9 protein-coding genes and 1 pseudogene are annotated in these 13,159 nt (G+C 55.6%); 6 read left to right on the forward strand and 4 right to left on the reverse strand.

Going from position 1 to position 13,159, the window contains the following annotated elements:
- Together xylB and xylA are read right to left on the reverse strand one after the other, a co-directional pair.
- A partial coding sequence (gene xylB, locus GM30_RS11030; RefSeq protein WP_049848662.1) for a xylulokinase occupies window positions 1-1,333 on the reverse strand: 1,333 nt, incomplete at its 3' end.
- Between the two features lie 71 nt (window positions 1,334-1,404).
- Window positions 1,405-2,727 carry a xylose isomerase gene (xylA, locus tag GM30_RS11035; RefSeq protein WP_049848663.1) on the reverse strand — a complete coding sequence of 441 codons (1,323 nt, stop codon included), beginning with the start codon at window positions 2,725-2,727 and terminating at the stop codon, window positions 1,405-1,407.
- Between the two features lie 392 nt (window positions 2,728-3,119).
- Between xylA and xylF the strand changes: the two genes are divergently transcribed.
- The 4 genes and pseudogenes from xylF to xylR all read left to right on the forward strand — a co-directional run bounded on the left by xylF (window position 3,120) and on the right by xylR (window position 7,929).
- Window positions 3,120-4,112, forward strand: a complete 993-nt coding sequence (gene xylF, locus GM30_RS11040) for a D-xylose ABC transporter substrate-binding protein (RefSeq protein WP_049848664.1) — start codon at window positions 3,120-3,122, stop codon at window positions 4,110-4,112.
- 71 nt (window positions 4,113-4,183) lie between these two features.
- Window positions 4,184-5,725: a xylose ABC transporter ATP-binding protein gene (locus GM30_RS11045; RefSeq protein WP_049848665.1), complete on the forward strand. Its 1,542-nt coding sequence runs from the start codon at window positions 4,184-4,186 to the stop codon at window positions 5,723-5,725.
- A complete protein-coding gene (locus GM30_RS11050) occupies window positions 5,703-6,782 on the forward strand; it encodes a sugar ABC transporter permease (protein ID WP_049848666.1) in 1,080 nt (359 codons plus the stop codon). Before GM30_RS11045 ends, GM30_RS11050 begins: the two co-directional genes overlap by 23 nt.
- A gap of 62 nt (window positions 6,783-6,844) precedes the next feature.
- A pseudogene (xylR, locus tag GM30_RS11055) lies at window positions 6,845-7,929 on the forward strand (D-xylose utilization transcriptional activator XylR).
- A 37-nt stretch (window positions 7,930-7,966) separates the two neighbouring features.
- Here xylR and GM30_RS11060 read toward each other — a convergent pair.
- On the reverse strand, window positions 7,967-8,791 hold the full coding sequence (locus GM30_RS11060) for a protein bax (protein WP_049848667.1): 825 nt from the start codon (window positions 8,789-8,791) through the stop codon (window positions 7,967-7,969).
- A gap of 303 nt (window positions 8,792-9,094) precedes the next feature.
- Here GM30_RS11060 and GM30_RS11065 point away from each other — a divergent pair, with 303 nt between their 5' ends.
- Both GM30_RS11065 and avtA read left to right on the forward strand, forming a co-directional pair.
- On the forward strand, window positions 9,095-11,131 hold the full coding sequence (locus GM30_RS11065) for an alpha-amylase (RefSeq protein ID WP_049848668.1): 2,037 nt from the start codon (window positions 9,095-9,097) through the stop codon (window positions 11,129-11,131).
- Between the two features lie 166 nt (window positions 11,132-11,297).
- The gene (gene avtA, locus GM30_RS11070; RefSeq protein ID WP_049848669.1) at window positions 11,298-12,551 is read left to right on the forward strand and encodes a valine--pyruvate transaminase; all 1,254 of its coding nucleotides are present in this window, start codon (window positions 11,298-11,300) and stop codon (window positions 12,549-12,551) included.
- A gap of 24 nt (window positions 12,552-12,575) precedes the next feature.
- Here the strand turns inward: avtA and GM30_RS11075 are convergent, their stop codons facing one another.
- Window positions 12,576-13,028, reverse strand: coding sequence for a 4Fe-4S dicluster domain-containing protein (locus tag GM30_RS11075; protein WP_049848670.1), 453 nt, complete (start codon window positions 13,026-13,028; stop codon window positions 12,576-12,578).
- Window positions 13,029-13,159: the final 131 nt, after the last annotated feature.

Below are 13,159 nucleotides of genomic sequence, written 5' to 3' on the forward strand. Positions count from 1 at the left end.
GATCGCCGTACGGCGTGCCGGGGTGCATCGCCATCTGCGCCAGCCGCGCCGCACCCAGCGCCGGACCAACGTCGCCGCCGGTGCGATAATCCAGCGGCGTACCGCTGATATCCGCCAGCATTTGCCGCCACCAGGGGCTCCGCGCGCCGCCGCCAATCAGCGTCACGCTTTTCGGCGTAATGCCGCAGGCATGTACCACGTCCATCCCATCCGCCAGCGCAAATCCGACGCCTTCCAGCACCGCACGCGCCAGCTCTGCCGGACCATGTTGATGCGTCAGGCCAAAGAAAACGCCCTTCGCCTGCGGGTTATTGTGCGGTGTGCGTTCGCCAGAAAGGTACGGCAGAAACCAGATGGGATCGGCGTTTTCATCGGCGTTCTCCGCCGCAGCGATCAAAGTCGGAACGGTACCCAGCCCGGTCAGACGGGCAGCCCAGTCGAGACAAGAGGCGGCACTCAGCATGACGGACATCAGGTGCCAGCGCCCTGGCAACGCATGGCAGAAGCTGTGCACTGCGCTCTCCGGTTTGCTCAGAAACCCTTCGCTGACGGCAAAATAGACGCCCGAGGTGCCGAGCGACAGCATCGCCTGCCCGGCATCGACCATTCCGACGCCCACCGCACCTGCGGCGTTGTCGCCCCCGCCTGCCACTACCGGAACTTCCGCCATATTCCAGGCTTTCGCCACGGCGGGTAGCAGGGTGCCGGTCACGTCACACCCTTCAAACAGCGCGGGCATGTGATCGCGCGTCAGCTGACAGGCGCTGAGCATCGCGTCGCTCCAGTCGCGCTTCGCCACATCCATCCACATCGTGCCTGCGGCATCGGACATGTCGCTGGCAAATTCGCCGGTCATGCGCAAACGCAGGTAATCCTTCGGCAGCAGCACCTTGTCGACCTGGCGGAAAATATCGGGTTCATGACGCTGCACCCACAGCAGTTTCGGTGCGGTAAAACCCGGCATCATCAGGTTGCCGGTGATCTTGCGGGAATCCTGCACTTTCGCTTCCAGCAGCGCGCACTCTTCACCGCAGCGCCCGTCATTCCACAGAATCGCCGGACGCAAAACCTTCTGCTGTTTGTCGAGTAGCGTGGCGCCATGCATCTGCCCGGCAATCCCCAGCGCTTTGACGTCACGCAGCGGATGCTGCGCCGCCAGCGCTTTCATTGCCGTATCCGTTGCCCGCCACCAGGATTCAGGATCCTGTTCTGACCACAATGGATGCGGACGCGAAACCGTGAGGGCCTCGGTTTGCGAAGCGATAACTTCCCCCTGCTCATTGAGCAGAATCACTTTAACGCCTGACGTACCCAGATCGATCCCGATATACATGGTGAGGGCTCCTTAACTAAAAACGCCCGGCAGCGAAACGCGACCGGGCCTGCAATACCGTACGACGTGGATTACTTGTCGAACAGATAATGATTAACCAGGTTTTCCAGCAGTTCCTGATGACCGCTCTGGTGCTGCGGCGCCAGGTTGTGCTGCTCGGCGTAGGCAGCCAGCTGCGACAGCGACAACTGCCCTTTGAGGATCTGCTGACCCAGCTCACCGTTCCACCCGGCGTAACGCTTCGCAACGCGTTTATCGAGCTGACCGTCTTCAATCATACGGGCGGCGACTTTCAGCGCCAGCGCCATCGTGTCCATCGCGCCAATGTGACCGTAGAACAGGTCATATTTGTCAGTGCTCTGACGGCGCACTTTGGCGTCAAAGTTCAGGCCACCGGTGGTGAACCCACCCGCTTTGATGATTTCATACATCACCAGCGCGTTTTCCTCGACGCTGTTCGGGAACTGGTCGGTGTCCCAGCCCAATTGCGCGTCACCACGGTTGGCATCGACGGAACCAAAGACGCCCAACGCGATGGCGGTCGCAATTTCATGATGGAACGAATGCCCGGCCAGGGTGGCGTGGTTAGCTTCGATATTCAGTTTGATCTCTTTTTCCAGACCGAACTGTTTGAGGAAGCCATACACCGTTGCAGCATCGTAATCATACTGATGTTTGGTCGGCTCCTGCGGTTTCGGCTCAATCAGCAGCGTACCGCGGAAACCGATTTTGTGTTTATGCTCCACCACCATTTGCATGAAGCGGCCAATCTGCTCGCGCTCCTGACGCAGATCGGTGTTCAGCAGAGTTTCGTAACCTTCACGGCCGCCCCACAGAACGTAGTTTTCGCCGCCCAGCTTATGCGTGGCGTTCATCGCCGCGACCACCTGCGTGGCCGCCCAGCTAAACACTTCAGGATCGGGGTTGGTTGCCGCACCGGCGCCATAGCGCGGGTTGGTGAAGCAGTTTGCCGTGCCCCACAGCAGTTTCACACCGCTCTGCTGCTGTTTTTCAGCCAGCACGTCGACCATCTGCGCGAAGTTATTGAGGTATTCTTTCAGCGAGGCGCCTTCCGGGGAGACATCGACGTCGTGGAAGCAGTAATACGGGACGTTTAACTTATGGAAAAATTCAAACGCGACGTCGGCTTTACGTTTTGCCAGCGCCATCGCGTCGCCCGCCTGCTGCCATGGGCGCTCAAAAGCGCCAACGCCAAACATATCGGCTCCGTTCCAGCAGAACGTATGCCAGTAACAGGCAGCGAAACGCAGGTGATCTTCCATGCGCTTACCCAGAACCTGCTCATCCGGGTTGTAGTGCCGAAATGCCAGCGGATTTACCGATGACGGGCCTTCATAACGAACACGTTCGAGTTGGTCGAAATAAGCTTGCATAATGAACTCCATATTCAGACAGGCGGCGGGATTTAATTCATTGGCTAATACTGAGTTCTGATTTTGAGTTGCTCAATTACGTTATTTCACACTGCCATTAAGAGAATCCACAAACGTGCGCTGGCTCGCAAAAATAGATGCCTTTTCATTCTTCTTTTCTGGAATAGTGCTTCCATAGGATGATGCAACAGAAAGGTGAAACGGTTCAAAATTCGATCGCCATCATAAATTGGGAAATAAACCAAATATCATAATGCGAAAAGAAAAAGCGGTAATTGCCAGATGCGTATTCTCTGTTAAAAATTTGCAGCGTATCAGAAGTGTATGTTTCTTTTTCGTCTCAATAACTACCCTGCAACCTCCTGCAACCAGATAAAAAAGGCATCACGATCATGAAATTAAAACACCTTTGCCTCACTCTCTGCGCCTCTCTTATGCTGACCAGCATGGCTGGTATCGCCAAAGAGGTTAAAATCGGCATGGCGATTGACGACCTGCGACTCGAACGCTGGCAGAAAGATCGCGATATTTTTGTTAATAAAGCACAAGCTCTCGGCGCAACGGTATTTGTGCAGTCAGCAAATGGCAACGAAGAAACGCAGATGTCGCAAATTGAAAATATGATTAACCGCGGCGTCGATGTGTTAGTTATTATTCCTTACAACGGTCAGGTGCTTAGCAACGTAATTAAAGAAGCCAAGCAAGAAGGGATTAAAGTGCTGGCTTACGATCGCATGATTAATAATGCTGACATCGATTTTTATATTTCTTTCGATAACGAAAAAGTCGGTGAAATGCAGGCACATAGTCTGGTCGAGAAGGTCCCTCAGGGAAATTATTTCCTGATGGGCGGTTCGCCGGTCGATAACAACGCAAAATTGTTCCGCGCCGGGCAAATGAAAGTCCTCAAACCGTTTATTGATGACGGCAAAATCAAAATCGTTGGTGACCAGTGGGTTGATGGCTGGCTTCCGGAAAATGCGCTGAAAATAATGGAAAACGCGCTGACGGCGAACAACAACAAAATTGACGCGGTGGTGGCCTCAAATGACGCCACTGCAGGCGGTGCTATCCAGGCGCTCGGCGCGCAGGGGCTGGCGGGGAAAGTCGCCATTTCCGGGCAGGATGCCGACCTGGCGGGTATCAAACGCATCATGAACGGCTCGCAGACCATGACGGTGTATAAACCGATCACCACCCTTGCGACCAACGCGGCGGAAATCGCCGTTGAACTGGGCAACGGGCAGACGCCGAAGTCAGATTCCACCCTCAATAATGGGCTGAAGGATGTCCCTTCCCGCCTGTTGACGCCTATCGAAGTGAATAAGGACAACATCGATGCAACCGTGGTGAAAGACGGTTTCCATAAAAAGAGCGACCTGTAAGTCTCTGATGCCCCGGTTCCGGGGCATTTCTCTCTCGGGGCATCGAAACTGACCGCCTGAAGGAGTTGTATATGCCTTATTTACTCGAGATGAAAAATATCACCAAGGCCTTTGGCGCGGTGAAGGCGATAGATAATGTCAGTCTGCGGCTTAACGCCGGGGAAGTCGTTTCGCTGTGCGGTGAAAACGGCTCTGGCAAATCCACGCTGATGAAGGTGTTGTGCGGTATTTATCCCCACGGGAGCTTTGAAGGCGAGATTATTTTTGCGGGCGAACCCCTGCAGGCCAGCCATATTCGCGACACCGAGCGCAAAGGCATCGCCATTATCCACCAGGAGCTGGCGCTGGTTAAGCATCTGACGGTGCTGGAAAATATTTTCCTCGGCACCGAAATAAGCCGTTATGGCGTCATGGATTATGACAGCATGACCCTGCGCTGTGAAAAGCTGCTCGCGCAGGTGAGTTTATCGATTTCCCCGGATACTCGCGTCGGTGATTTAGGCCTCGGCCAGCAACAACTGGTAGAGATCGCCAAAGCGCTGAACAAGCAGGTTCGTCTGCTGATTCTGGATGAGCCCACCGCGTCGCTGACGGAACAAGAAACGGCGGTGCTGCTGAATATCATCCGCGATCTGCAAAACCACGACATCGCCTGCATTTACATCTCTCATAAGCTGAACGAGGTGAAAGCCATCTCCGACACCATCTGCGTGATCCGCGACGGCCAGCACATCGGCACCCGCGACGCCAGCGGCATGAGCGAGGGTGACATCATCACCATGATGGTCGGACGCGAGCTGACGGCGCTCTACCCCAACGAACCACACGAATGTGGCGAAGAGATTTTACGGGTCGAACATCTGACGGCCTGGCATCCGGTGAACCGGCATATCAAGCGCGTTAACGACGTCTCTTTTTCCCTGCGTCGCGGTGAGATCCTGGGCATTGCCGGGCTGGTCGGCGCCGGGCGTACCGAGGCGGTACAGTGCCTTTTCGGCGTCTGGCGCGGGCGCTGGGAAGGGAAAATCTATATCGACGGTCAACCCGTGCATATCAACAACTGCCAGCAGGCAATTGCCAATGGCATCGCGATGGTGCCGGAAGACCGCAAAAAAGACGGCATCGTGCCAGTAATGGCAGTGGGGAAAAACATCACCCTCGCCGCGCTGGACGACTTCTCCGGCCCGTTAAGCAGCCTGGACGACGCTGCAGAACAGCACTGCATTTTGCAATCCATTCAACGCCTGAAAGTGAAAACCGCCACGCCGGAACTGGCGATTGGCCGCCTGAGCGGCGGGAATCAGCAGAAAGCGATCCTCGCGCGCTGCCTGCTGCTTAACCCGCGGATTTTGATCCTCGACGAACCCACGCGCGGGATCGACATCGGCGCCAAATACGAAATCTACAAGCTTATCAACCAACTGGTGAAACAGGGCATCGCCGTGATCGTCATCTCCTCAGAACTGCCGGAAGTCCTTGGGCTGAGCGATCGCGTCCTGGTGATGCATGAAGGGAAGCTGAAAGCCAACTTAATCAACCATGACCTGACGCAGGAGCAGGTGATGGAAGCCGCACTGAGGAGCGAACGTCATGTCGAAGAACAACCCCTCTGAGATAAAACTCACCCCACCGACGCCGACGGCGTTTCCCGTGCTGAAATCGCTCAACCTTCAGGTCTTTGTCATGATCGCAGCGATTATCGTCATCATGCTGTTTTTTACCTGGACCACTGACGGTGCCTACCTGAGCGCACGTAACGTCTCTAACCTGCTGCGTCAGACCGCCATCACCGGCATTCTGGCGGTCGGAATGGTGTTCGTCATTATCTCCGCTGAAATTGACCTTTCCGTCGGTTCGATGATGGGACTGTTGGGGGGCGTCGCGGCGATTTTTGACGTCTGGCTGGGCTGGCCGCTGCCGCTCACCGTGCTGGTAACGCTGGCGCTGGGGCTGGTCTTTGGCGTCTGGAATGGCTGGTGGGTAGCCTATCGGAAAGTCCCGTCGTTTATCGTCACCCTCGCAGGGATGCTGGCATTTCGCGGCATTCTGATCGGTATCACCAACGGGACAACGGTGTCGCCCACCAGCGCCGCCATGTCGCAGATTGGCCAGAGTTATCTGCCGGATAGCGTGGGCTTCATTATTGGCGTGATCGGCATGGGCGTGTTTATCGCCTGGCAATGGCGCGGGCGCATGCGTCGCCAGACAATGGGGCTCAGCACGCCAGCGTCCGCCAGCACCGTGGGGCGCCAGGCGCTGACGGCGGTGATTGTGCTGGGTGCGATCTGGTTACTGAACGACTATCGCGGCGTGCCGACGCCGGTGTTAATTCTGGCGGCGCTGCTGCTGGCCGGTATGTTTATGGCAACGCGCACCGCGTTCGGGCGGCGGATTTACGCCATCGGGGGCAACCTGGAGGCGGCGCGGTTATCGGGCATTAACGTCGAGCGCACCAAGCTTGCCGTTTTCGCCATTAACGGCTTAATGGTGGCGATTGCCGGGTTGATTCTTAGCTCCCGTTTAGGCGCGGGTTCACCATCGGCGGGGGANNCTGCGCTGGATAACGGAATGAGTATGATGGACGTCCCGACGTTCTGGCAGTATATCGTTAAGGGCGCCATTCTGTTGCTGGCAGTCTGGATGGATTCTGCCACTAAGCGTCGCGCATAAAAATAACGCCAGCACCCGCCCGCCGGTGCTGGCTTTGCGATGATTAAGCAGGAAACTGAGCCATGTTTGAAAAGCGTCACCGCATTACGTTGTTATTCAATGCCAACAAAGCCTACGACCGGCAGGTCGTTGAAGGCGTGGGCGAATATTTGCAGGCGTCGCAATCCGAGTGGGATATTTTTATTGAAGAAGATTTCCGCACCCGCATTGAAAATATCAAAGAGTGGCTGGGNGACGATGTGGAAATCGAACGCCTGCTGGCCGATGTAAAAGTGCCCATCGTCGGCGTGGGCGGCTCCTATCACCTTCCTGAAAATTATCCCGCCGTGCATTACATCGCCACTGACAACTACGCGCTGGTGGAAAGCGCGTTTTTGCATCTGAAGGAAAAAGGTGTACACCGCTTCGCCTTTTATGGTCTGCCCGCCTCCAGCCGCAAGGGCTGGGCACGGGAGCGTGAATACGCCTTCAGTCAGTTGGTTGCGAAAGAGAAATACCGCGGGGTGATTTACCAGGGGCTGGAAACCGCGCCGGAAAACTGGCAGCACGCGCAAAACCGGCTCNGCAGGCCTGCGAGCATCTGCATATTCCGGTGCCGGAAAAGCTGTGCGTCATTGGCATTGATAACGAAGAGCTGACGCGCTATCTGTCACGCGTGGCGCTCTCTTCGGTGGCGCAGGGTACCCGGCAGATGGGTTATCAGGCGGCAAAGCTGCTGCACCGACTGCTGGAAAACGAAGCGATGCCGCTGCAGCGTTTGTTGATACCGCCAATGCGCGTGGTGGAGCGGCGTTCCACGGATTACCGCTCGCTTAACGATCCGGCAGTGATTCAGGCCATGCATTACATCCGCAACAACGCCTGCAAGGGGATTAAGGTCGAGCAGGTGCTGGACTCGGTCGGCATTTCCCGCTCCAACCTTGAGAAACGGTTTAAAGAAGAGGTCGGGGAAACCATTCACGCGGTGATCCACAGCGAAAAGCTGGAAAAAGCGCGCAGTCTGCTGATTTCAACGTCGCTGTCGATTAACGAAATTTCGCAGATGTGCGGCTACCCGTCGCTGCAGTATTTCTATTCGGTATTCAAAAAAGAGTACGACACGACGCCGAAAGAGTATCGGGATCGATACAGTGAAGTGATGGTTTAACAAAGAAAAACGCCTTCCGGCTGGAAGGCGTTTCGCATTACATGTGCGCGGCTATCAGACGTTGATTATCCTGATACATCGCGAAAAGGTAGTTGTTGTAGCTCGACCCGCGAGTCGAATACCCTTTCAGCTTGTGGATCATCGCCGTGGCCGTCACTTCCTGATCGTTTTTACGCAGTTGCGCACGCGATTTACGGAAGGACGAATAGGCCGGGTGCGTATTCAGATTCGCGACGTAAGCCTGTACAGACTCTTTCACGGAACCAAAGCGGGAATACCCCTTCACCTTGCCCGGGCCATTGTTACATTTTCCGCTTCCGCACTTCATGCCAAACAGATTGTTGTTGGCGCGCGCAAGTTTCGATGTCCCCCAGCCGCTTTCTGCTGCCGCCATGGTGGCGACCATGCTGACCGGGATGATGTCCACGCGTTCAAGCAACGAATTCCACGGAATTTTACGGGTATTTCCGGACCAGCTGATTTTATAGCGCTTAGTGATGTCTTTCAGACGTGCGCGCTCAGTCGGTGACCAGCGGCCATCATACTGTTTCGAAACCAACCAGTTACGGTCGGCGGTAATCGCAGCATTTTGACTGGTAATGTAAGGCATCACTGTCCGGAGAAACGCTTTTTTCCTTGGTGTTCCGGAAGGGTATTTTCGCAAGTCAGGAAGTGAACCGCTTATTTCACTATTGCGAGAATACTCTTTTTTACTGCTAACCTTATGAATACTTGTCTTTACTGCCGGGGCTTTCTGACTCGCTGTTGCTGTATGTGTCTTTGCCAGCACCTCACCTGAAATCGCAAAGGTGAGTAACATGAGTATCGTTGCCCCATATCGTCGAATGGGAGTCGATATCATTAGGTCTCCTGGTCGGATTTAATCATTCCAACACCTTGTATTTTTCCCAAATTTGAGAGTTGAACCACAAATCATATCAAAAATACCCGTCGAGGGCACCCTTAGAAATAGTCCTGGTCTGAAACACTATCATGCGTTAGGACCAACTGGCGCGATAAAAGGCTTACTTTTGATATGGGTATCGCATTTCCTGTTCGTTTTGTGCGCAGGATCTCTCACCCTTTTTCCTCATCCCCTTTCAGGGAGGAGCACAGGCCGCGACGGGGCTGGCACACTGGGCGAAAACACGCACAGGAACCCCGTATGAAACTTGCTGCCCTTACCGCACTCCTGATGCCAGGTCTCGTCAACGCGACCACCTGGACCGCCGATGGCTTTCCGCCCTTCACGCAGGAAAGTGATGGAAAATTCATCAGCCAGAAAGCGATGGCGAAGGGTACACACCCTTTAACGTTAAATCTTGACCATCAGTGCTGGCAGCCGGCTTCTTCTATAAAACTCAATGAGATGCTGTCGCTGGAACCCTGTCATGGTGATGCGCCACCGTGGCGGATTTTCCGTAATGGCCTGTATTCACTGGAGATTGATACCCGCTCCGGTACGCCCACGCTGAAGCTTTCCGTGGAAAGCGCGGCGGATGAGGCGGTGAAAACCGCGATTCGCCAGTGTCCGAAATGGGACGGCAAACCGCTTACGCTGGAGGTCAGCGGAACGTTTGCAGAAGGTGCCGTGGTGCGGGACTACTACAGCAAACAGACCGCCACCGTGCAACAGGGGAAAATCACCCTCATGCCCGCTGCGGAGAGCAACGGCCTGTTGCTGCTGGAGCGCGCTGAGACCGATGCGCCAGCGCCTTTCAACTGGCACAACGCGACTGTCTATTTCGTGCTGACGGACCGCTACGTCAATGGCGATCCCACGAACGACGCCAGCTACGGACGCCACAAAGACGGCATGCAGGAGATTGGCACCTTCCACGGCGGTGATTTGAAAGGGCTCGCCAGCAAACTGGATTACCTGCAAACCCTGGGCGTCAACGCGCTGTGGATAAGCTCGCCGCTGGAGCAGATCCACGGCTGGGTGGGCGGCGGCACCACAGGTGATTTCCCCCATTATGCCTATCACGGTTACTACCCGCAGGACTGGACCCGCCTCGATGCCAACATGGGGAAAGAGGAAGATTTACGTCATCTGGTGGATGAAGCCCACCGGCGCGGCATTCGCGTGCTGTTTGATGTGGTCATGAACCACACCGGCTATGCCACCCTCGCCGATATGCAGGAATACCGGTTCGGCGCGCTTTATCTGCAGGGCGATGAACTGAAAAAAACGCTCGGCGAACGCTGGACGGACTGGCGTCCCGGCCCCGGTCAGAGCTGGCACAGTTTTAATGACTACATTAATTTCAGCGACAAAATCGCGTGGGAAAAGTGGTGGGGCAAAAAATGGATCCGCACCGACATTGGCGATTACGACAACCCCGGCTTTGACGATTTGACCATGTCGCTGGCCTTTTTGCCGGATCTGAAAACCGAATCCATCGTGCCTTCCGGCCTGCCGGTGTTTTATCAACACAAACCGGATACCGGCGCAAAAGCCATTGCAGGCTATACGCCGCGCGACTATCTCACCCACTGGCTCAGTCAATGGGTGCGGGATTATGGCATCGATGGCTTCCGTGTCGATACCGCAAAACACGTTGAGATGGGTAGCTGGCAACAGCTTAAAACCAACGCCACGCAGGCGCTTGCCGCCTGGAAACAGGCAAACCCGCAAAAAGCGCTCGATGACGCCCCGTTCTGGATGACCGGTGAGGCATGGGGGCACGGCGTGATGCAGAGCGAGTATTACCGCCACGGCTTTGATGCGATGATCAATTTTGATTATCAGGACCAGGCCGCGAAAGCCGCCGACTGTCTGGCTAACATGGATGAAAACTGGCAGCAAATGGCGGAAAAACTGCAGGATTTTAATGTGCTGAGCTATCTCTCATCCCACGACACACGGCTGTTTCGTGAAGGCGAAAGCCGGGCCGCTGAACTGCTGTTGCTGGCACCTGGCGCGGTACAGATTTTTTATGGCGACGAGTCCAGCCGCCCCTTTGGACCCACAGGTTCCGATCCGCTACAGGGCACCCGCTCGGACATGAACTGGCAGGATGTCAGCGGCAAATCCGCCTCGGGCGTCAAGCACTGGCAAATCCTCGGCCAGTTCCGCGCCCGCCATCCGGCTATCGGCGCCGGGAAACAAACCACGCTCACGCTTTCGCAAGGCTATGGTTTCGTGCGCCAACAGGGCGATGACAGCGTGATGGTGGTGTGGGCCGGAAAAGCAGAATGACAGGAATCAGCGCGCGGCGCGGGTCGCGCGCCACCAGCACAAACCACCGTATCTGAAATTTAAAGCAGAATGATCCTCCCTCTGCGATCGACGTTCGCTATTTGCACCACGCCCCGGCAAGGGTTATGGTGAGCCACTTTAGCGAAAGACCAACAGATCACCCGTTATGACATTTTCACTTTTCGGCGACAAATTCACCCGCCATTCCGGCATTACCCGCCTGATGGAGGACCTCAACGACGGCCTGCGCACCCCAGGTGCCATTATGCTCGGTGGCGGTAATCCGGCGCAGATCCCGGAAATGAACGATTACTTCCACAACCTGCTGGCTGACATGCTTAAAACGGGCAAAGTCACTGATGCACTGTGCAATTACGACGGTCCGCAGGGCAAAACAGAACTGCTGGATGTTCTCGCGAAAATGTTACGTCAGGAATTAGGCTGGGATATTGATCCGCAGAATATTGCACTGACCAACGGCAGCCAGAGCGCGTTTTTCTACTTGTTCAATCTGTTCGCCGGACGCCGTGCCGATGGCACCACGCGCAAGGTACTGTTCCCGCTGACGCCTGAGTATATCGGCTACGCCGATTCCGGCCTGGAAGAAGATCTGTTTGTCTCCACACGCCCGAACATTGAGCTGCTGCCCGACGGTCAGTTTAAGTATCACGTTGATTTTGAACACCTGAGCATCACCGAAGAGACGGGGATGATTTGCGTCTCCCGTCCCACCAACCCGACCGGCAACGTCATTACCGACGAAGAGCTGATGAAACTCGATATGCTGGCGAATCATCACGGCATTCCACTGGTGATCGACAATGCCTACGGGGTGCCTTTCCCGGGCATTATCTTTAGCGAAGCGCGCCCGCTGTGGAACCCGAACATCGTGTTATGCATGAGCCTGTCGAAGCTGGGCCTGCCGGGCAGCCGCTGCGGCATTATCATCGCTAACGAAAAAATAATCTCTGCGATCAGCAATATGAACGGCATTGTCAGCCTGGCGCCCGGTGGGATTGGGCCAGCGATAATGAGCGAGATGATCAAACGCAACGACCTGCTGCGCCTGTCAGAAACGGTGGTTAAACCGTTCTATTTCCAGCGCGTTCAGGAAACTATCGCCATCATTCGCCGCTATTTGCCGGAAGATCGCTGCCTGATCCACAAACCGGAAGGTGCCATTTTCCTGTGGCTGTGGTTTAAAGATCTGCCCATCACTACGGAACTGCTTTATCAGCGCCTGAAAAAGCGTGGCGTGCTGATGGTGCCGGGGCACTATTTCTTCCCCGGACTGGACAAGCCCTGGCCGCACACGCACCAGTGCATGCGCATGAACTACGTACCCGATCCGGAAAAAATCGAGATGGGCGTAAAAATACTGGCGGAAGAGATCGAAAACGCGTGGCGGGATCATGCCTGATCGTCATCAGGCATTTTAAAAACGCTACATGAGCCGTTGCTTGCGCAGCGTTTCCACATCGACACACATCAGCGCCTGCGTCGGGCAGGCGTCCACACAGGCCGGGCCATTGTCGCGGTGATGACAAAGATCGCACTTAATGGCCTGCGACCGGCCCTGTACCACCACCACCTGCATCGCGCCAAACGGGCAGGCCAGCATGCAGCTTTTGCAGCCAATACAAAACTGTTGATCTACCGCGATGCGCCCGTTTTCGCGGCGAATCGCCTGTGTTGGACACACGTTCGCGCACGGCGCGTCTTCGCAATGGTGACAGGCAACGGCGGAGGTGATGGTGTCGCCTTTTACGACCTGAATACGCGGGATAAAATCATCGGGGCCGACGATCTCGCGCTCCTGATGAGAGACGACGCAGGCGACCTCGCAGGTACGGCACCCAATACATTTCATGGCGTCAGCGACGATAAATGGATTCATTTTAGGCTCGTCCGTGTCCGAAAACCTCAGAGTGCCAGAGATGCGGCGTTCTGCGCTTTGATCCCAACGGGGAAATCGTCAGGATTTGTCGGTTGCCCAGCGTAATCTGGACGTTTGACCTGGCGTTTGCG

Source organism: Trabulsiella odontotermitis (assembly GCF_001188485.1).
GTDB lineage: Bacteria > Pseudomonadota > Gammaproteobacteria > Enterobacterales > Enterobacteriaceae > Trabulsiella > Trabulsiella odontotermitis_A.